The sequence below is a fragment of the Rhizobium indicum genome, from assembly GCF_005862305.2.
Lineage (GTDB): Bacteria > Pseudomonadota > Alphaproteobacteria > Rhizobiales > Rhizobiaceae > Rhizobium > Rhizobium indicum.
This window is the reverse complement of the sequence record NZ_CP054021.1, coordinates 4,603,644-4,622,150: the sequence shown is the minus strand read 5'-3', so window position 1 is coordinate 4,622,150 and position 18,507 is coordinate 4,603,644. Positions and strand designations below refer to the sequence as shown.

Sequence of the window (18,507 nt, the reverse complement as noted above, 5' to 3'; positions counted from 1 at the left end):
CGAAGAATGGAAATCAGCGACGAAAACTTCCGCGTATGGGCTGAGAAAAACGAGGTCTATTTCGATGGCGTATTCCGGCTGGCGGGACCGGACGCCTACGCGCCCATTTATTCATTGATATCAGGCCTGCTTCATGAGGGGCACAAACAGGTCACGTTCAACCTGACGGGTCTCGAGTTCCTCAATTCCTCTGGCATAAATCTCCTGGCCAAGCTGACGATTGAAGCCAGAAAGATGGACGACCTCCTGCTCGTCGTCAAAGGCACCAGCCAATATCCTTGGCAAGCGAAATCACTGCCGAATCTCAAGAAGTTACACCCGCTTATCGATTTGCGCTTGGCGTGATTCTCTATTGAATTCGGTTTGACACTCTCGCAAAACTCAGCGAGGCGTCCTCTATCAAGTCCATATCTTTTCGATAACAGGCCAGCGGCTCCCGGATCGGCGAGCTGCTTCCAGTTATGCCCAAGGTATGGCCGACATACCTGCTGATCGAAAATGGACTGCAAGACTGGAATGTATCGTGCTCGCTCAGCACGGCGTACCAAGGTAATGAAACCGTCACCAACCCATGGAAAATGATTGGTGAGATGACGTCGACTTGATGGAAGGGAGCAGAAGTGGGGTTAAAACCAGCAACGAGGCATGCGGTGTTTGGATATTCATTCAATCGGAAAGAGGTCCATCATGAGAATTTTGTTGCTGTCCGCCACTTTGGTCCTGACGACGTCAACGTTCGCATTTGCAGATGATAACTGCGGCGAAGACAAATCAGTCAGACATGAACATCTGCGCTGCTGAATCCCTGAAGAAGTCGGATGCGGAGATGAACAAGGTCTACAAAGAGATCGAAGGTCGGCTGGAGGATGATGCCGACACGACCAAGCTTCTCGTAGCGACCCAGAAAGCATGGATTGCATTCCGTGATGCCGAGTGCAATTTCCAAAGCTCGACGGTCCAGGGTGGCACCGCCTATCCGTTCGTCAACAGTTCGTGCCACGACGGCCTGACTCAAAGCCGCACGGAGGCGCTCAAGGTTTACCTGAGGTGCAACGACGGGGACCTGGACTGCCCGGTTCCGCGGGCAAATTAAACATCTGAAATATCGAAGTTACGCCTCGGCTCCGCGTCTCTCGCCTTCCCGTCCCGTCGACCGTTCCGACCAGGAATCGTTAAGTATACGAAGCCGTGTAGGACTATAGACGGGATCGGCATCGGACCTCGGTCCGATGTGCAAGGGGCGATCGACGTCTAACCTCTCCTACCTGCTCAGCCGTGCATCTGCCCGGCGCTTGATGATCTGGTTCGGAGGAAACGATGCGGACAGCAACCTTAGCGTCCTTGGCCTTGCTCTCGCTGGCTCTTGCAGCAAGCCCGGTAACGATTGCCGGGATCGACATGGCCGCACTGGCAAAGAGCGGGGGAAACGGCGGCGGTAACAGTGGGGGCAATAGCGGCGGCGGTGGTCATGGCGGCGGTGGTGGAAACAGCGGCCATGGCAGCAGCAGCCAAGGTAGCGGTTCAACCCATGGCAGCTCCAAATCGCAAGGCGTGAAAGGCAAGTCCAGCGAGGCGGCAAGCAAATCCAAGTCCGTCAAGGCAGACGAGACCAAAGTCAGCACGAAAGAAAAGAACCTGTCGGCGCAACTTGCGGGCCTGAACTCCTTGAAGCGAAACTACAAGGCGTTGATGCATACGTCGGACCCACGCATGACGGCGATCTCGGCCTACGCCATGGCCTATGCCCAGTATGAACTCGACAATGGAATCGAGCCCGCGGCCGATGACCCTCTGTTGGGGGACGAGGCGCTGGAGGACGCATTGGCTTCCGCAACAAAAACCGGTGAAGTCAGTCCGGCGGTTCTGAACCAGGCCAAAACCATTCTCGGGGTTGGCGACGCAAACGGGAAGATTGATCAAATTCGCACCTCGCTGGAGAACGCCGCACCGGCGACATCAGACGAATAGCCGCGAATTCAGGTGCGAGCAGTGTGGAGCTGACAAGTATAGCTCCGCACTAAATTAAGAGAGCATTTCCGTTTTGTTTGAGTACGGGAATGCTCTTTTTTTGCATATTTTCGAACACAGACCGCTGCGCCAGCGAGCGAGGGTCGATTAGGAGGCTCCCGCCAAGTCGCTGTTCTTTGAAACCATCGACACGCTTGTCGACTGGAGGCGGTCCTGGTTGGACTTGTAGGCGGTGTGGAGGAGCAGCAGCCTTGCTGGGGATGGGAACTATGCGCCAGAAGGGAGACGTCACTGATCATTGTTCACATTCTGTTTTTGACTTCGGCCATATCGAGGGGTGACTGTTCCATGATCCGCTTGAACGCCGTGCTAAAGGCGTGCTCAGACGAATATCCCAGCGACACCGAAATTTCGGCCATTGTTTCCTCGCCCTGTATCAGTTTCGTTCCTGCCGACATCATTCTCCGGCGGGCAACGTAGGAGATCGGCGTTTCGCCGACGCGCCTTGGGAAGTACTGGGCGAAGCTCGTGCGGTACATCCCCGCCTTGCGGGCGAGGTCTTCCAGTGTCCAGGCGTGCGATGGCCGGCGATGAAATTGCCATCCGGGGAGATATGTTGCGCAGCAGCGGCTCGCCCACTGAGACATCGCCCAAGATCGCTCAGAAAAGAAGCGAAAGTTCCGTCTTGCCCACTGTCTTCCTGCTATAGTGGAGAAGAGGAGACGGCTCAATGGGCGAGAATCGCAAGCTGGCCGCAATTCTGGCCGCCGACGTGGTCGGATACAGCAGGCTCGCGAGCGCGGACGAAGATCGTATTCTGGCGAGGTTGCGGGCACTGCGTAGCGACCTGATCGATCCAACTATAGCTGTGCACAACGGGCGCGTGATCAAGCGCACAGGCGATGGGGCATTGGTCGAATTCCGCAGCGTGGTGGACGCCGTCCGCTGCGCCGTCGAGGTGCAGAATGCCATGGTCGAACGCAATGCCGGCGTGCCCCAAGACCGCCGTATTGAGTTCCGAATCGGCATCCATTTGGGAGATGTGGTCGAGGAAAGCGACGGTGACCTGATGGGCGACGGCGTCAATATCGCGTCGCGCCTGGAGGGCGTCGCAGCGCCGGGCGCCATTTGCCTGTCGGAGGATGCCTATCGCCAAGTCAAGGCGAGGCTCGATCTCTCCGTCACCGATCTCGGCAGCACACAGCTCAAGAACATCGCCGAGCCGATTCGGATCTATTCGCTCCAGGTCGGCGTCGCCGCACTGGCAAAGTCAACAGTGACCGCCTACGCCGCCGCTAGTCGCGTGCCAGCCGCATCGCCGCCGGCGCTCTCGATTGCCGTGCTGCCCTTCGCCAACATGAGCGGTGATGTCGAGCAAGAATACTTCGCCGATGGCATCTCCGAAGACATCATCACTGCTCTGTCGAAGCTGTCGCAGCTGTTCGTCATCGCCCGCAACTCGTCGTTCACCTTCAAGGGCCGGAACGTGAACGTCCAAGAGGTGGGCCGCGGCCTTGGCGTGCGCTACGTGCTGGAGGGCAGTGTCCGCAAATCGGGCAGCAGGGTGCGGATCACCGCACAGCTGATCGACGCGACATCAGGCGGCCATCTGTGGGCGGAGCGTTTCGATCGCGACCTGACCGACATCTTTGCCGTGCAGGACGACGTAACGCAGCAGATTGTCGGCGCGCTCGCGCTCAACCTGAGAGAGGGCGACCAGCAGCGGCTGGCTGCGGAGCAGACCGAGAGCCTGGAAGCGTATGACTGCTTCCTTCGGGGCCGTGAACACATGTGGAGGTTGACGAGAGAGCAAAACACGCAGGGCCGGGAACTGTTGCAACGCGCCATCGAGCTTGACCCGAAATTCGTTCCGGCCTACGCGTTCCTCGCCGTCACACATGGGCTGGCCTACATAAATCAGTGGAGCCAATCGCCGTCGAAATCGCTTGATCAGGCGATTGAGGCTGCCACGCGGGCGGTGGCGCTCGACGATCAATATCCCTACGCACATTGGGCGCTCGGCGTCGTCAAACTGCACTCGCGACAGCACGACGCGGCCATCGCCGAGGCCGAACGCGTGATCGCGCTTGCTCCCAATTTTGTAGAGGGGTACGAGAATCTCGGCAACGCACTGCACTATGCCGGAAGGTCGGCCGAGGCGCTCGCCTATTTCGAACGGGCAATGGCCCTGAACCCCTATTACCCGGACCTGTTCCTGCACTTCTACGCGCAGGCGATGTTTCAGCTAGGCAGGTACGAGGAGGCCGTCGTCATCCTGAAGCGGCGGCTCGTCCGTAATCCAAACACAGACGTCTCGCGAGTGCTGCTGGCGGCGAGCTATGGTCACCTGGGGCGCTTCGAGGAGGCGCGTGGTGAGTGGGCGGAAGTGTTCCGAATCAATCCCGATTATTCCCTGGAACACAGGCGCAAAGTACTGCCCTACAAGAACCCTGCCGATTTCGAACGCATTGTGGACGGCCTGCGGCAGGCTGGCCTGACTAGCTGATTGTTTTGCCGCCAGCGGCAATGGGCCATAGCTTCTGTGCGGGGTCCACCGATGCATGCTCTCTGGTTTTGGGCCGGATGGTTCGCATCAGATTGTCCGAGAGACGTGCTCATGGGGCGCTAGACCAAGACTACGCCAAAAGCGACCCAACTGCTGAGCCAGCAGCAACCGGTATCGCTCCCACGCCATCCGGGTTACGATGCGCAGCTGAGAACGAGGGCGGGCGCCTCGTCGGACCACCTACGTCAGGAGGGCAGTGTGAAATCGCCAACAGTGAGAGTTATGGCCGCGGCCGAGGAAGATCTGGCGGTCGAAACGGTCATGCTGGCATTTGCAGCGGATCCTATGGCGCGATGGACCTGGCCGCATGCACACCAGTACCTTGCGGCCATGCCGCGAATGATCCGGGCGTTTGGGAGCAACGCATTCTCTAACGGAAGCGCCTTTTGCACCGACGACTACGCCGGGACGGCGCTGTGGCTATCGCCCAGGGTGCATTCCGACGAGGAAGGGCTTGGTGCAGTGCTCGAGAGCACAGTTGCGCGCTCTCTTGCCCCCGAAACCACGGCCATATTCGAGCAGATGGCCGCGTACCACCCGACCGAACCACATTGGTACCTGCCCCTGATCGGCGTCGACCCGGCGCATCAAGGCCAAGGTCACGGCGACGCCTTGATGGCCTACGCACTCGCACGGTGCGATCGCGATCACGCGCCAGCCTATTTGGAATCCTCGAACCCGCGCAACATTCCGTTCTACCGACGCTACGGCTTCGAACCGCTCGGCGCGATCCAGGCCGGTTCGTCGCCGACACTCGTCCCGATGCTGCGGCGGCCGCGCTGAGCTTCAGTTCGATCAGATAGCTTGTGGCATATGGATGCCAAGCGCGGCACAGCCGCGAAACGAGGCTGGACGGACCGGCGAGAACTTTGCCGGCGGGCGCCCAGTCGGGTTATAGGCGATGCCCGCTTTTAGAAGTCGGATGATGTAGCTTTGACGGCCGACATGAGGGCACAAAGCAGCCCTATCGAACGAAACCTCTCGACGGCCGCACCCGGGTCAAAACTGCCAGCCCGCCGGAACCCAGGCATAACCCATGTCGGTCTTGAGCATTCGTCCGAGCCCCGGGAAAGGGTAATGAAATCCGAGAACAAGGAGCCTATCGGTCGCAGCCATATCGAATATGCGGCGGCGCGACGCGAGCGCGGTATCCTTGTCTCTATCAGGTCCGGGTCGCCATGGATGGTCGATGTTGACGACCGGGTGATAGGCAAGGTCCGCAGTGAGGAGCAGTTGGTCGTTTCCTGAGTGGACCAAGAATGTTGCCATGCCAGGCGTATGTCCGGGCGCAGCTATCGTGGTGAGACCCGGCACGATTTCCGCACCTGCCTCGTAGAGCTCGATGTCCTTTGCGATCGGCTCGACACTCCGTTTGATCGCCGCTGCGAACCGGTCACGAAAGTCCCTTGGTACCGGCATGTAGGAGAGATCGGGATCGTTGCGCACAAAAAAATCCCAGTCTGCCCGGGGTGCGTAGACGGTGGCATTGGGAAACGCTTTTTTGCCTTCGGAAGTGCTGAGATTGCCGACGTGATCAGGATGCGTGTGGGACACCACGATCGTGTCGATATCGCCTGCATCGAGACCGATGGCGGCGATATTGTCGAACACACGCCCGGCATTCGGTCCCATCGTGGCCCCGGCTCCCGCCTCAAGCAATATCCGCCTGTCGCCGACCTCAAGCAGCAGCGTGTTGAGTTGAAGGGTCATGTGATCGGTAGGAAGGAAAGCGCGACGAAGGACCTCCTGCAGTTCGGCCTCCGGAGCATCGTTGGCATAGACCGTCGGTGGGCCGCCGATCACGCCATCGCTCAAAACTGTCGCTTTGATCTGCCCGACCCGAAATCGATAATATCCAACATTACGGGCGTCCCGGCTCTGCACCTGCGCCTTGCCTGATCCCGCGGACCCTCCGAGCAGCAGAGCGGACGTTCCAGCAACCGCTGAAACCATGACCGTTCGCCGGTTCAATGTGAGTCGATCCATTGCTTTTCCTTTCAGTCGATAGTCCGCATGTGCGGTCGAGGTATTTAGATGACCTCAAATCACTGCGCTGATAAGACGAATAAATCTACGCAGCTTGATAAGGTAAGCTTCGCAATGGATCAGTTTCGTTTGGATAGCCTGGATGTTTTTGCGGCGATCGTCAGGTGCGGCGGATTCAGGGCCGCCGCCTTGGAGCGAGGCGTTTCATCATCGGCACTCAGCCAGACAATCAACGCTTTGGAAGAGGCGCTCGGCATTCGTCTGCTCAACAGGACAACAAGAAGCGTTGCGCCGACAGATGCGGGACAGCGTCTCCTGCAGCGCCTTGGTCCAGCTTTGACGGACATCCGTCTCGCAGTCGATGACCTTAACCAGTTAAAGGAAAACCCGTCCGGCACCCTTCGCATCAATGCGCCCGGCCCCGCAATCGATCACCTGCTCTGTCCGGCAATGTTCACCTTTATGGACACATACGCGGATATCAAGGTCGAACTCATCAGTGACGCAGCGGTCATCGACATCGTCGAGCAAGGCTTTGACGCGGGCGTTCGGTTCGGAAAGCAACTGGCACAAGATATGATCGCAGTACCGCTGGGACCATCGCTTCGATACGCGATCGTGGCGTCGCCGGACTATATTGCAAAGCATGGCCTGCCTTTGACCCCCAATGATCTCGCCGGCCACAACTGCATTCGACGACGATTTCCCGGCGGCACGCTGGTATCCTGGAAATTTGAAAAGGGCGGAGACGCCCTCGAAGTCTTGCCGGAGGGACGATTGACGGTGAGTTCAGCACACAACGAACTGCAGGCCGCTGTCGCCGGATGCGGATTGGCCCATATCTTCGAGGACTACGCCACACCCGACTTGACGAACGGCCGGTTGACGGAGGTTCTGAAGGACTGGAGCCCCCTCTTGCCAAGCTGGTATCTTTATTACCCGAGCAAAAAACACTCCAGCGCCGCCATGCGAGAGCTGGTGAGCTTCTTGCGCTCCTACGATTGGGAGCTGTCCCGGATGCCGGCTTAATTGAACGGTCATGACCTACGCCTGACTCGCTTCGTGAGGACTCTCGCCAACTTGGACCAACGTAGAAAATACGGAAGACTCCTTCATCCGCGGTCTGAACGCGGGAACACTGTCGCGAAGGACGGCGGGTGACCGCAATGGGCCGACTGCGGGGTGTACGCACGCGTTACTCTACTGGATAATGCTGGGGACCGACCGGAGCATCTACAATGGCACCCATTCAGGTCCCGTGATATGGATCCTCGGCTCAAGGCCGAGGACGACGGAGAATGCAGCAGCAGCGCTCGCCACGTTTGGCCTGGCGAGCGCAACTCACCCCGCGAGCTCGATGATCGCGCAGCCGTAGCCTTCGAGATCGAGCCTACCGGCAACCGGCTTTTCGGCATCGAGGAGATCACGGCCAGCGGGAACGCCGCCGATGGCGGCCGGCTGGTCGGTGTAGTTCTGAATGAACAGCAGCCGGCGGTCGTCATTCATCCGCATGGTCACCTCGACGCCCTCGGGAAGGTCGCCGATCAGCGGCTCGATGCCGACGGGTGCAAACAGCCGCTCGGCAAGCGCTGCCGTCAGATCCGGGCTGAGATAGGTACCGACATAGACCACCTGCCCCTTGCCGAGCTTGCGCGACGTCGCCATCGGCTGGCCCTCGGCATAGCGGTTGGACCAGGCCGCAACCACCTCGACATCGCTTGCGATCGCCAGGTTTTCATAGAAATAGCCGCCGACCAGTTCGCGGTTGCCGATCTTGAAGCGGCGTTCGCGGCGGCGCGATTCCGCCGGCTTGTTCGGCGGAATGACAAGCCCGCCCGAACGCTCCATCACATCGAAGAGCCCGTTGGCGCCGGGAGCGGCGAGACGGCCGAAATCCTCGACACGCACGCCTGTGAGCTGCGACAGCGCGGTGCCGGGCGCGGTCTCGCGGATGACGTGATTGTCTTCGTTGCGCGTGCCGGTGCGCGCGCCGATGACGACGGTGCCGCCCTGCTCGGCGAAGGATTTCAGCCTCTCGGTCCATTCGTCCTTCCACATCACCCAATGGGGCACATAGAGCAGCTTCAGCTTGGAAAGATCGTCCTCGGGATGAATGAAACCGCAGGCAATCCCGCGGTCGTAGCAATATTGGTGCAGCAGGATCGCATCGTCCTGCGGGCTCGGCAGGCCGATCGGATAGGTCTTGTGCGCTTCCTGATTGTCGAAATCGGAGCCGGCGATGCCGACATCCATGCGCACATAGGTGCCGAGGATCTTGGGCGCTAGCGCGGTCATCTCGGTTGCGAAGCGCTTCGCCTCGTCATAGCGATGGCGGGCGACATCGTCGTGGTCGATGATGCCCATCCAATAGATCTCGGCGCCGAAATGCGCGGGGCGCCAGCGGAAGAACATCAGGCCGTCGGCGCCGTGGGCGACTGAGGAAAGCGCCATGCGGCGCAGTTCGCCCGGTTCCGGTGTCAGCGTGCAGAAGCCCGGCTGGCTGCCGAAACCCGACTGTTGCTCAGGCACGATGTAGTTGCCGGAGAAGCCGCGGCAGATATCGAGGTGCAGCGCCTGAACCTTGGCGTGATTTCCGAGCCGCTGGAACTCGTCATAGAGCATCGGGTAGATGTCGTAGCCGACGAAATCGAGATCGGTGGTGAACTGGCCGCGAAAGTCGATATCCCGGAGACCGCCGAGATTGTGGAAGACGAACCAGGAGGATTTGACGGCGCGCAGGATCTCCACCTGGTCGTGCTGGAAGCGTGCCGTCGAGAAGGCGAGGAAACGATGATAATCCTGCAGATGGCCGGGGCTCGGGAAGGTCGGGCCGAACTCGATCGGCAGCACCACCTGGTCGAAGCTGTCATAGGCAGTCGCCCAGAAATCGCCGCCCCATGCCGTGTTGAGCTTGCCGATCTCGCCGTATCTGCCGGCAAGAAAGGCCTGGAATTCGGTGAGCGTTGCCTTCGAAAAGCTCTCCGGCATGCTGGTGTTCAACTCGTTGTCGGTCTGCCAGCCGACGACAAAAGGATTGTCGCGATAGTGCTCGGCCATCGCTTTGGTGATACGCCGGCTGTGTTCGCGAAAGACCGGACTTGCCGTGTCGCAGTGCTGGCGCGAGCCATGGCTCATCGGCCGGCCCTTGCCGTCGACCCTTAAGATCTCCGGGTGGGCCACGGTCAGCCAGCGTGGCGGCGTTGCAGTCGGCGTGCACATGATCGTGTCGATGCCGTAGCGCCCGAGCATGGCGATGGCGCGGTCGAACAGATCGAAATCGAAGGTGCCGAGCTTCGGCTCGAGAATATGCCAGGCGAATTCGGCCATTCTGACCACGTTGAAGCCAGCCTTCGCCATGCGCTCGGCGTCGCGCTCCCAGTAGCTTTCATCGACGTGCTCGGGATAGTGTGGGGCGCCGACGAGGAAGCGGTCGGTCTTGACGGGGTTCCATACGGAGAGGGTCTTGTCGGACACGGTGGAGTTTCCTGTGATTATCTGTCGAGGATGGTTTTGCGGGCACTGATCGTGCGTCCGCCATCGGATGAAAAGAGATAGAGTTCCCGGGCGTCGAGCTTCAGCGCCACGTTCTGCTCGGCGGCAAAGGGCGCCACGTAACTGAGCTGCACCGTGATATTGCCGGTGCCGCTCTCCGAGGCGATGGTCTTGAGATTGCCGGCGTCGACATAGAGGATGGTTTCGCGGCCGAGATGCTCGACGAGCCTGATCTGGCCGTGGATCGCCCCGCCCTCGCCGCCATCGGCGACCATCGATATGTTCTCCGGCCGGACACCGAGCGTCAGGCTGGCGCCCCTCTGCAGCACCGTCGCCTCCGCCAGTTCCACCGTCACCGGCACGAGGCCAGGTGCGGAGACCGTGACATTGCGGCCGGACACGTCGTCGACGGTAACGCCGAGGAAGTTCATCCGCGGGGCGCCGAGAAAGCCCGCGACGAAGAGGTTGTCAGGGTTGCGGTAGAGTTCGAGCGGCGAGCCGACCTGCTCGATCACCCCCTGGTTCAAGACGACGATCCGGCTTGCCATGGTCATTGCCTCCACCTGGTCGTGGGTGACATAGACCATGGTGGCGCCGAGCTCGGCGTGCAGGCTGCTGAGTTCGACACGCATCTGGGTTCGAAGTGCCGCATCGAGGTTCGACAGCGGTTCGTCGAAGAGGAAAACGTCGGGCGAACGGGTGATGGCCCGGCCGATCGCCACGCGCTGCCGCTGCCCGCCGGAAAGCTGCTTCGGCCGTTTCCCCAGCTGGTCGGTGATCCTCAGGATCTTGGCTGCGCGCGCCACCGCCGCCTCGATCTCGGCCTTCGGGCGCTTGGCCATGCGCAAACCGAAGCCCATGTTCTCCGCCACCGTCATATGCGGATAGAGCGCGTAGGACTGGAAGACCATGGCGATGCCGCGATCCCCCGGCTCCTGTTTGCTGACGTCGCGGCCGTTGATCAGGATCTGGCCGGAGGAGATCTCCTCCAGGCCGGCGATCGTCTTCAAAAGCGTGGACTTGCCGCAGCCGGAGGGGCCGACCATGACGATGAACTCGCCTTGCGCTACGGAAAGATCGATGCCGCGCAGCGCGTGATAGGCGCCGTAATTCTTGTTGATCTGTCGGAGTTCGAGACTGGTCATGCGTCCTGGCTCTCTGCTGTTGAAACTTGGAGGTAGAGGAGATCGCTCATCCCTTCACCGCGCCCATCGTCAGGCCGGCGATGAAGTGCCGCTGCATCAGGAAGAACATGATGACGGGCGGCACGGCGACGACGATGGTGCCGGCGGAAATCAGGTTCCAGGCCGAGACCCACTCACCGCGAAGATTGGCAAGGCCGGCGGTCACAGGCTTGACGCTGTCGCTGACGGTCAGCACCACGGCCCAGAAGTAATCGTTCCAGATGAAGGTGAAGATGAGGATGGCGAGTGCGGCAAGCGCCGGCCGCACCAGCGGGATCGCCACATGCCATAGCGTCTGGAAGGGAGACGCCCCCTCGGCGCGCGCCGCCTGGAACAGTTCATCGGGCAATGCCGCAATGAAATTGCGCATGAACAGCGTCGCAAAGCCGGTCTGGAAGGCCACATGGAAGATGATCAGCGCTGCCGTCGTATCGATCAGATCGAGCCGGACCATCAGGTCGCGCACCGGGATCATCATGATCTGGTGCGGCAGGAAGTTGCCGCCGACGAACAGCGCGAAGATTAGCATGTTGCCGGGAAAGCGGTAGCGGGACAGCACATAGCCGGCGAGCGTGGAGAGCACCAGCACGCCGATCACCGAGGGAATGGTGATCGTCAGGCTGTTGAGGAAGTAGCGGGCCATCGGTGTCTGAGTGAAGACATCAGTATAATTATCGATGACGCCGATGCCGGTCGGCCATCCCCACAGATTGCCGCCCATGACATCCTCAGTCGAGCGGAACGAGGTGAGGATGATCGCAAACAGCGGGCAGAGCCAGAGCAGGAGGACGATGACGACGGCGAGCACATAGAGACGGCGCTGCCAGACGGCGGCATCGGGAATGGGACGAGGATACATCAGCCTCCCCTTTCTTCGGTATGGATGATGCGGCTGAGATACCAGACGATGAAGACGGCCATGATCACGAACAGCACCGAGGCGATCGCCGCGCCGTAACCGAAGCGGTAGGAGAAGATCGACTGCTCGAACATCTGGTAGGCGAGAACCGAGGACGAACCGAACGGGCCGCCGTTCGTCATCACCGACACCATGTCGAAGGAGCGAAGCGCCCCGACGACGGTGACGGCAATGGCGATGAAGGTAACCTGGGTCAGCTGCGGCAGCACGATGTGCCACAACATGTTCCAGCCCCTTGCCCCGTCGACGCGCCCTGCCCCGATCAGCTCTTCGCTCAAATTGTTGAGACCGGCGAGATAGAGCACCATGCAGAAGGTGATCTGCGGCCAGAGTGCTGCAATCACGATGGCGAAAGTGACGAAATGCTCGTCGGAGAGAACCGCCGGCGCCGTCGCCCCGAACGCCCTGAAGATCAGCGCGAGCAACCCGAACTCCGGCGTATAGACCCAGGTGAAAACGACGCCGACCGTCACCGAGGCGAGCACCAGCGGAATGAAGAACAGCGACTTCAGGAAGCGCATGCCGCGGATTTTCTGGTTGACCAGCAGCGCGATGGCGAGCCCGAGAGGTGGTGCCGCCATGAACATCACCAGCCAGATCAGGTTGTTCTTCAGCGACACGTAGAATTGCGGATCGTTATAAAGCTCGACGTAATTGCCGAAGCCGATCCACACCATTGGGCCGAAGCCATCCCAGTCGTGCAGGCTGATCCACAGGCTCCTGACCGCCGACAGCAGGATGACCGTGAAGAACAGCACGATCGCGGGCGCGATGAGCAAAGTCGGGGTGAGCCACCAACGCTGGCGGCGCCATAACATCAACATGTCCAGAGCCTCAAATTATTTACAAGAGTGGAGCACAGCTCCGCCCGCAGCTTGTTGGCAAACCTCATTCTTTACTCGGCGTCATCCTCGGCCTCGTGCCGAGGATCTGCTGCACCGTCGGCAGATGCTCGGGACAAGCCCGAGCATGACGAAAGACGAGTTGGCCGACTTTGTAAGCGGTCTCAGGAGCGGGCTGACGCCCGCTCCTAGGAGTGGAGGCACGCCCCTACTCCCTGCGTCTCCGGGAGGAGAACTAGATTTTGTAGATGCGCTTGCGTGTGCCTTCGAGGCGCGTCAGGATGGCCTTCCGCCGGTCGGGCTTGGCCATGAACTCCTGGAAGCCGACAAGACCCGCCTGCGCCATGTCGGGGTCGCTGTCGCGGTCGTAATATTGCGACGTGCCCTGCACCGTCTTCATCGTCTCGACAGCGACGTTGACGAGGGGGTCCTTGCTTGGCGGCAGGTCGTGGCGCGGCGGCACGTTGCCGCCCGGCTCCAGATAGGCCGCCAGATTCTCGGGCTTGTAGAAATAAGCGAGGAATTCGCGCGCGCCCTGCTTGTTCTTGGCCTTGGCGGGAATGTGGATCGAGTTGACCGAGAATTCCTCGTAGTGGCCGACCTTGGCGTCGAGCACCGGGAAAGTCGCATAGGAGAGCTGTGGCAGATCTTCGGCGGTGAAAGCCGAGCGCAGGAAAGCGCCGAGGTTCATCATGCCGGCCTTCTTCTGCGCCAAGAGCGCAGCGGCCTCCTGCCAGCCGAAGGACGTATGGTTCTCCGTGAAGAACCCCTTCGAAATCATCGCCTCCCACTGATCGAAAACCGCCGTCAGCGCGGGATCGAGATAGCTCATCTCGCCGTTCATCAGCGCCATATGCTTGTCGAGGCCGTTGATGCGAAGGTTCATCTGGTCGAACCAGCCGGCCGCCGGCCACAATTCCTTGGTGCCGATCGCGACCGGCGTGATGCCCGCGGCCTTGCACTTGTCGCCATAGGCCATGAACTCTTCGGCCGTCTTCGGCACGGTCAGACCATGCTGCTCGAACACATCCTTGCGGTAGAACATGCCCCAGAGCGTGCCGCCGGTGGGAAGGCCGTATTGCTTGCCATCGTCGGTGACGGCCCCTGCCGTCGCGCCGAGCACGTCCTTATATTTCTCTTTCTCGAAAAGGTCGGAGATGTCGTCGAACAGGCCGCGCTTGACGAAGGCGCGCATGCGGTTGCCCGAAAACCAGGAGCAAATGTCAGGCGCGCCGGCGACGAGATAGTTGCGAATGGCCGTCTTGTGGGCCTCGTGATCCATATTGTTGATGACGACGTTGACGCCGGCTTCCTTGCTGAAGCCCGCGGCGATCGCCTTCAGCGCGTCGAGCGCAGCGCCATTGTTTTCGGCCGAGATCATCGTGACCTCCTGGGCCTGCGCGATCGCCGGGATCGGAAAGCTGCCGGTGACCGCTGCGGCGGAAACCAGCCCCGCGCCCTTCAGGAAGCGCCTGCGGGTGGTCGACGGAAATTGCTTCAAAAATGTCATTGAATTCCTCCCAGTTGATCGATCAACATCTCCCGACCGTCGCCTCCTCCATGAAACGACCGACCAGGCATTCAACGCTGCGATCCGCTCGGCGATTCCAGCGATAATCCGCCTGGCTGAGTTGATCCGCGGCCGAACTTATGCATATATCTTTGCAGCTCGCAATAATTAATTTACAAAATTAAGGAATGCATCGTGAAGTTAAAAGGCGACCAGACCACGGCGAGAGCCATGAACCGACGCCTCATCCTCAACCTCCTCCGGCGCGAGGGGCCGAGGAGCCGCGCCGACATCGCGACGGTGATTGGTTTAAGTCCTGCCGCCGTCACCTTCGTCGTCGCCGACCTTCTGGAGGAAGGCATCGTCATCGAAGGGAAGACCGTACCCGGCCTCACCGGCCGCCGCCCGATCCCGGTGGATATCAACTACGAGCACGCGCTCGCCATCGGCTTCAAGCTGATGGTCGATTCGGTGGAGTGCGTGGCAACCGACCTTGCCACCAACCCCGTCGCCGCCATGCGGGTAAGCCTCGACGGCCATGACCCGGATAAGGTCGCCGACCTGCTGGCGGGCATCGTTCCCCAACTGGTGAAGCTCGCCGGACGGCCGAACGCGAAGCTCGCCGGCATCGGCATTTCCATGCCCGGCGTTATCAACCACGAACAGACGGCCTGCGTGCGCAGCTACCGATTCAAATGGGACAATGTCCCCCTCGCCTCACTGGTCGCGAGCCGCGTCCATGTGCCGGTCTGGCTGGAGGATGACACTAACGCCTATGCCATCGCCCAGCAGCTCTTCGGGCTCGGCCGCCAGCATCGCAACATGGCGGTTCTCGCCGTCGGCGTCGGCATCAGTTGCGCGCTCGTCATCCACGGCAAGCTCTACCGCGGCGCCAATGGTGCTGCCGGCAAATTCGGCCACACGCTCTATGAGGAGAATGGCCGGCTCTGCGAATGCGGCAAGCGCGGCTGTCTGATGGCCTATCACTCCGAAATCTCGATGCTCCGGCGCTGGCGGGAAGCGACCGGCCGCGAGGAACTGGGACTGCCGGAACTGACGGCTGCGCTCGCATCAGGCGATGCCGCCGCCCTCGCTCTCGTTGCCGATTCCGGCCGCGGCATCGGCACCGCCCTTGCCAATCTCGTCAACATCACCGACCCCGAAGTCATCGTCGCCGGCGGCGAAGCCGTCTCCCTCGGCGATCCTTTCCTGACGCCGCTGCGCGAAGCGCTTTCCGCCCGGACCTTCCGAACCGCCCCGCCCCTCTTGCCCGACTGGGAGGACAATTCCTGGGCCCGGGGTGCCGCCGCTCTGGTCACCCAGAAAATATTCGACTTCGAATCCTCCGGCGGCATCACGGACATTGCCAGCTTGGCGAGTGTCATGACCGCGGGCTCGTCGTCGGCGGCGTAAAGCCGTGAGAGATCGGTGGGATTGCTTGTCGGGTAAGGCGTGCCGTGCAAAGCCCCCTCTGGCCTGCCGGCCATCTCCCCCACAGGTGGGGAGATTGGCTGGGCTCACTGGCCTCCCCAAACAATGAGCGTCCAGCACGGCGAAACGGTAGACGAGCAGGCAGTTCAAGCCACTTGTCATCTCCCCACCTGTGGGGGAGATGCCCGGCAGGGCAGAGGGGGGCTCCAGGCACACCCTATCACAAGCAACGTTGGCCCGAACCGATGCCGGCCCAATCTTTGACAGTTATCTCACGCAGACCAACCCCGCCTTGCCTCAGATACACTGGCTTACAAAAATGCGGGTTTGCCGACACATCCCTGGTTCAATCATCGACTTAAATCCCGATACGGCCAACCGGTCGGAAATGGTCAATTCAGGAAGGATGACGAAATGAAAATGATCCAGGCTATCGCGCTTGCCCTCGTTCTCGGCGGCGCAGCTGCAGCACACGCAGAACAGCCGATACAGCGCACCGATCTCATCAAGAACGATATCGACGTGCCCGGCCACGAGGTCGTTCAGGTCCGCGTCGATATCGCCCCGGGCGTTCTCGCGCCGAACCACTCGCATCCCGGCGAGGAAGTCGCCTTCGTCATCGAAGGGACGCTGGAATACCAGCTCGAAGGCAGAGAGCCGGTGACCCTGAAGGCCGGAGAATCCCTGTTCATACCCTCCGGCGTCGTTCACTCGGCAAAGAACGTCGGCAGCGGCAAGGCGTCGGAATTGGCAACCTACATCGTCCGCAAAGGGGCGCCGCTCGTCGTGCCCGCCAAGTGAGCCGTTTGTAGAAATTTTCGTCCGGATCGGGAGCTGCCGGGGCACGGATCCTCGGATCAAGGTTCCGCCTCGCATGGCAACTCCCTTCGCCCCGTTTACGGAGACAGGGTTAGCGCGAAAGGCGTCTGAGCCAACGACGACCAACCACACCACTTGCGTGCGGGCCACCGTTTCGCCCTTGCGGTCGCCTTCCATTCACGGCAGCATGTCCGTGTCCTCAATCATCTGAACCTCTCACATCAGGAGGATTACCATGGCAACGTCGGAGCGCCCCTCCTTTGTCGTCCACTGGAGCGAGATCGAACGGCCTGACGACTCGCATTATGACGATGACGACGAGTTGATGAGCATCGGCGCGCCTTTGGGGCGCCATTTCGGCCTGGCGAAATTGGGCATTCATCACGAGCGCTTGCCGCCGGGCCGGCGCACATCCTTTCCGCATGCCGAGAGCGCCGAGGAAGAATTCATCTACGTTCTCGGAGGCGAGCCCGACGTCTGGCTCGACGGCCATCTCTATCGACTGAAACAGGGCGACGCCGTCGGATTTCCCGCCGGCACCGGGATCGCCCATAGTTTCCTCAACAACACGCAAGCCGAGGTGCACCTCCTCGTCGTCGGCGAGCGCCATAAGGCCGAAAACCGGATCTTCTATCCACTCCACCCTCACCGCCGACCACTGCACAATGATTGGTGGGATGACCATCCCACCCATGCCCTTGGTCCGCATGACGGAATGCCGGACCTGGTGCGGGAAGCAAAGGGCCGAGGAAACAGCGAATAGATCCGCCAGGCCGATAGCCGGCCGCAATGCGGTTTCGCGCAAAGCGGAGACCAACGCTTGCCTGGAGCTTCGACAGTTATGGGCTCAGGCCAGCCAACCGCAGCAGCTCGGCATTTTCGTTTGCAACGCCTTCGGTCAGCCGGGCGGCGGCAATCGTGGGAATCCAGGCCAGAATGCTGCTGACCTCCGATCCGGTGGCCGAAGCGTAAGCTTCGACATAGCCCATCGCCCGGTCCGGCATCGCATGGTGCAACAGGACGTATGTTCGGCAGACATCGGCCAGAGGATTGCCACAGCTGGCGTCGAGCCAGTCGACGATCATGAACCCCTGCCCCGAGCCGTGAATATTCCATGGGTGAAAATCGCCGTGGCACACCCTGTCGCCATCCGGAAGGGAATCGAGTTCCAACAGAAGCCGCTTTCTGGACGCAGCATCCAGCCCCTCGGCTCGCCGGATCCTGGCGGAAAGCCTGGCCATGAGAGACGGCAACCCGTCGCCGGGTTTTTCGTGAATGCTTCGATGCAACTGCGCCATGTCTTCAAGCGGCGCTCTTCCTGCCGTCGAGACGAATTGGTTGGCAAAACAGGAGCTGGGCGCGCGATCCATCAACACGCCCCAGCGCCCATCGAATTCACCGACCGCGTGAACCTTTGGCGCCGGCAGCGCGAGCCTCTCAAGGATCGACAGGTTCGCAGCCTCCCTGAATGACGACGCTTTGGAGGCGGCTCGCCTGTACAGCTTGAGCGCCAACGCGCCATATTCGAAGACCTCGGCTTCTTTACCCGAACCAAGGAGCCGACCGATTTCGGTCATTGCGGTGCCTCCGTCTGAATTCAGGACAGCTCGCGGCAGAGCTCTATGCCCCCAATAAAGGCCCCAACCGTGCTGTTGGAGTCATAGAAGTCTTTATGTTTTTGGTGCGGCAAAACTCACATGCCTCGCGGAGTTTAGTGGAAGAATTAAAGCCCCATCTGCATCGCGGCTCGCTGCGGCGTACCTATCGCGCTTGCCCAACAACACCAATAA

Annotated in this window: 17 protein-coding genes; 9 read left to right on the top strand and 8 right to left on the bottom strand. The window is 60.6% G+C overall.

Annotated elements, in window-relative coordinates; translation table 11 throughout:
- Positions 1–6 precede the first annotated feature (6 nt).
- From FFM53_RS22465 to FFM53_RS22455, 3 genes are all read left to right on the top strand, one after another.
- The gene (locus tag FFM53_RS22465) at positions 7–345 is read left to right on the top strand and encodes a slr1659 superfamily regulator (RefSeq protein ID WP_138334836.1); all 339 of its coding nucleotides are present in this window, start codon (positions 7–9) and stop codon (positions 343–345) included.
- Positions 346–748: 403 nt separating this feature from the next.
- On the top strand, positions 749–1,093 hold the full coding sequence (locus tag FFM53_RS22460) for a lysozyme inhibitor LprI family protein (RefSeq protein WP_343075039.1): 345 nt from the start codon (positions 749–751) through the stop codon (positions 1,091–1,093).
- A 224-nt stretch (positions 1,094–1,317) separates the two neighbouring features.
- Positions 1,318–1,968, top strand: a complete 651-nt coding sequence (locus FFM53_RS22455; protein ID WP_138387287.1) for a hypothetical protein — start codon at positions 1,318–1,320, stop codon at positions 1,966–1,968.
- 302 nt (positions 1,969–2,270) lie between these two features.
- On the opposite strand, the gene FFM53_RS22450 is transcribed toward FFM53_RS22455, so the two are convergent.
- Complete coding sequence (locus FFM53_RS22450; RefSeq protein ID WP_138387286.1) at positions 2,271–2,615, bottom strand: helix-turn-helix transcriptional regulator; 345 nt, start codon at positions 2,613–2,615, stop codon at positions 2,271–2,273.
- An 83-nt stretch (positions 2,616–2,698) separates the two neighbouring features.
- Here FFM53_RS22450 and FFM53_RS22445 point away from each other — a divergent pair, with 83 nt between their 5' ends.
- Both FFM53_RS22445 and FFM53_RS22440 read left to right on the top strand, forming a co-directional pair.
- Entirely contained in the window at positions 2,699–4,474 is a 1,776-nt protein-coding gene (locus tag FFM53_RS22445) for an adenylate/guanylate cyclase domain-containing protein (RefSeq protein ID WP_138334840.1), read from the top strand.
- Between the two features lie 258 nt (positions 4,475–4,732).
- Positions 4,733–5,317, top strand: a complete 585-nt coding sequence (locus FFM53_RS22440; RefSeq protein ID WP_173883626.1) for a GNAT family N-acetyltransferase — start codon at positions 4,733–4,735, stop codon at positions 5,315–5,317.
- Between the two features lie 216 nt (positions 5,318–5,533).
- On the opposite strand, the gene FFM53_RS22435 is transcribed toward FFM53_RS22440, so the two are convergent.
- Complete coding sequence (locus FFM53_RS22435; protein WP_138334841.1) at positions 5,534–6,520, bottom strand: MBL fold metallo-hydrolase; 987 nt, start codon at positions 6,518–6,520, stop codon at positions 5,534–5,536.
- Positions 6,521–6,568: 48 nt separating this feature from the next.
- Here FFM53_RS22435 and FFM53_RS22430 point away from each other — a divergent pair, with 48 nt between their 5' ends.
- Positions 6,569–7,549 carry a LysR family transcriptional regulator gene (locus FFM53_RS22430; protein WP_138387284.1) on the top strand — a complete coding sequence of 327 codons (981 nt, stop codon included), beginning with the start codon at positions 6,569–6,571 and terminating at the stop codon, positions 7,547–7,549.
- A gap of 312 nt (positions 7,550–7,861) precedes the next feature.
- On the opposite strand, the gene FFM53_RS22425 is transcribed toward FFM53_RS22430, so the two are convergent.
- The 5 genes from FFM53_RS22425 to FFM53_RS22405 form a co-directional block, all read right to left on the bottom strand.
- Positions 7,862–9,994 (bottom strand): beta-galactosidase, encoded by a 2,133-nt coding sequence (locus FFM53_RS22425; protein WP_138387283.1) that lies wholly within the window; start codon positions 9,992–9,994, stop codon positions 7,862–7,864.
- A 17-nt stretch (positions 9,995–10,011) separates the two neighbouring features.
- Positions 10,012–11,157: an ABC transporter ATP-binding protein gene (locus FFM53_RS22420; protein ID WP_138387282.1), complete on the bottom strand. Its 1,146-nt coding sequence runs from the start codon at positions 11,155–11,157 to the stop codon at positions 10,012–10,014.
- Between the two features lie 46 nt (positions 11,158–11,203).
- Positions 11,204–12,055 (bottom strand): carbohydrate ABC transporter permease, encoded by an 852-nt coding sequence (locus tag FFM53_RS22415; protein ID WP_138387281.1) that lies wholly within the window; start codon positions 12,053–12,055, stop codon positions 11,204–11,206.
- Positions 12,055–12,939, bottom strand: a complete 885-nt coding sequence (locus FFM53_RS22410; RefSeq protein WP_131620361.1) for a carbohydrate ABC transporter permease — start codon at positions 12,937–12,939, stop codon at positions 12,055–12,057. The genes FFM53_RS22415 and FFM53_RS22410 overlap by 1 nt, the downstream gene beginning before the upstream one ends.
- 253 nt (positions 12,940–13,192) lie before the next feature.
- Complete coding sequence (locus tag FFM53_RS22405; protein ID WP_138387279.1) at positions 13,193–14,467, bottom strand: ABC transporter substrate-binding protein; 1,275 nt, start codon at positions 14,465–14,467, stop codon at positions 13,193–13,195.
- Positions 14,468–14,662: 195 nt separating this feature from the next.
- Between FFM53_RS22405 and FFM53_RS22400 the strand changes: the two genes are divergently transcribed.
- From FFM53_RS22400 to FFM53_RS22390, 3 genes are all read left to right on the top strand, one after another.
- Positions 14,663–15,880, top strand: a complete 1,218-nt coding sequence (locus FFM53_RS22400) for an ROK family protein (RefSeq protein WP_138387278.1) — start codon at positions 14,663–14,665, stop codon at positions 15,878–15,880.
- Positions 15,881–16,312: 432 nt separating this feature from the next.
- On the top strand, positions 16,313–16,699 hold the full coding sequence (locus FFM53_RS22395) for a cupin domain-containing protein (protein ID WP_138334848.1): 387 nt from the start codon (positions 16,313–16,315) through the stop codon (positions 16,697–16,699).
- Positions 16,700–16,952: 253 nt separating this feature from the next.
- Positions 16,953–17,480: a cupin domain-containing protein gene (locus FFM53_RS22390; protein WP_138334849.1), complete on the top strand. Its 528-nt coding sequence runs from the start codon at positions 16,953–16,955 to the stop codon at positions 17,478–17,480.
- A 76-nt stretch (positions 17,481–17,556) separates the two neighbouring features.
- Here FFM53_RS22390 and FFM53_RS22385 read toward each other — a convergent pair whose 3' ends face one another.
- Complete coding sequence (locus tag FFM53_RS22385) at positions 17,557–18,294, bottom strand: phosphotransferase family protein (RefSeq protein ID WP_138334850.1); 738 nt, start codon at positions 18,292–18,294, stop codon at positions 17,557–17,559.
- Positions 18,295–18,507: the final 213 nt, after the last annotated feature.

Coding starts and splice junctions, on each gene's coding strand:
- FFM53_RS22465 (WP_138334836.1), top strand. CDS start 7: ATGGAAATCAGCGACGAAAACTTCCGCGTATGGGCTGAGAAAAACGAG.
- FFM53_RS22460 (WP_343075039.1), top strand. CDS start 749: ATGATAACTGCGGCGAAGACAAATCAGTCAGACATGAACATCTGCGCT.
- FFM53_RS22455 (WP_138387287.1), top strand. CDS start 1,318: ATGCGGACAGCAACCTTAGCGTCCTTGGCCTTGCTCTCGCTGGCTCTT.
- FFM53_RS22450 (WP_138387286.1), bottom strand. CDS start 2,615: ATGTCTCAGTGGGCGAGCCGCTGCTGCGCAACATATCTCCCCGGATGG.
- FFM53_RS22445 (WP_138334840.1), top strand. CDS start 2,699: ATGGGCGAGAATCGCAAGCTGGCCGCAATTCTGGCCGCCGACGTGGTC.
- FFM53_RS22435 (WP_138334841.1), bottom strand. CDS start 6,520: ATGGATCGACTCACATTGAACCGGCGAACGGTCATGGTTTCAGCGGTT.
- FFM53_RS22430 (WP_138387284.1), top strand. CDS start 6,569: ATGACCTCAAATCACTGCGCTGATAAGACGAATAAATCTACGCAGCTT.
- FFM53_RS22420 (WP_138387282.1), bottom strand. CDS start 11,157: ATGACCAGTCTCGAACTCCGACAGATCAACAAGAATTACGGCGCCTAT.
- FFM53_RS22415 (WP_138387281.1), bottom strand. CDS start 12,055: ATGTATCCTCGTCCCATTCCCGATGCCGCCGTCTGGCAGCGCCGTCTC.
- FFM53_RS22410 (WP_131620361.1), bottom strand. CDS start 12,939: ATGTTGATGTTATGGCGCCGCCAGCGTTGGTGGCTCACCCCGACTTTG.
- FFM53_RS22405 (WP_138387279.1), bottom strand. CDS start 14,467: ATGACATTTTTGAAGCAATTTCCGTCGACCACCCGCAGGCGCTTCCTG.
- FFM53_RS22395 (WP_138334848.1), top strand. CDS start 16,313: ATGAAAATGATCCAGGCTATCGCGCTTGCCCTCGTTCTCGGCGGCGCA.
- FFM53_RS22390 (WP_138334849.1), top strand. CDS start 16,953: ATGGCAACGTCGGAGCGCCCCTCCTTTGTCGTCCACTGGAGCGAGATC.
- FFM53_RS22385 (WP_138334850.1), bottom strand. CDS start 18,294: ATGACCGAAATCGGTCGGCTCCTTGGTTCGGGTAAAGAAGCCGAGGTC.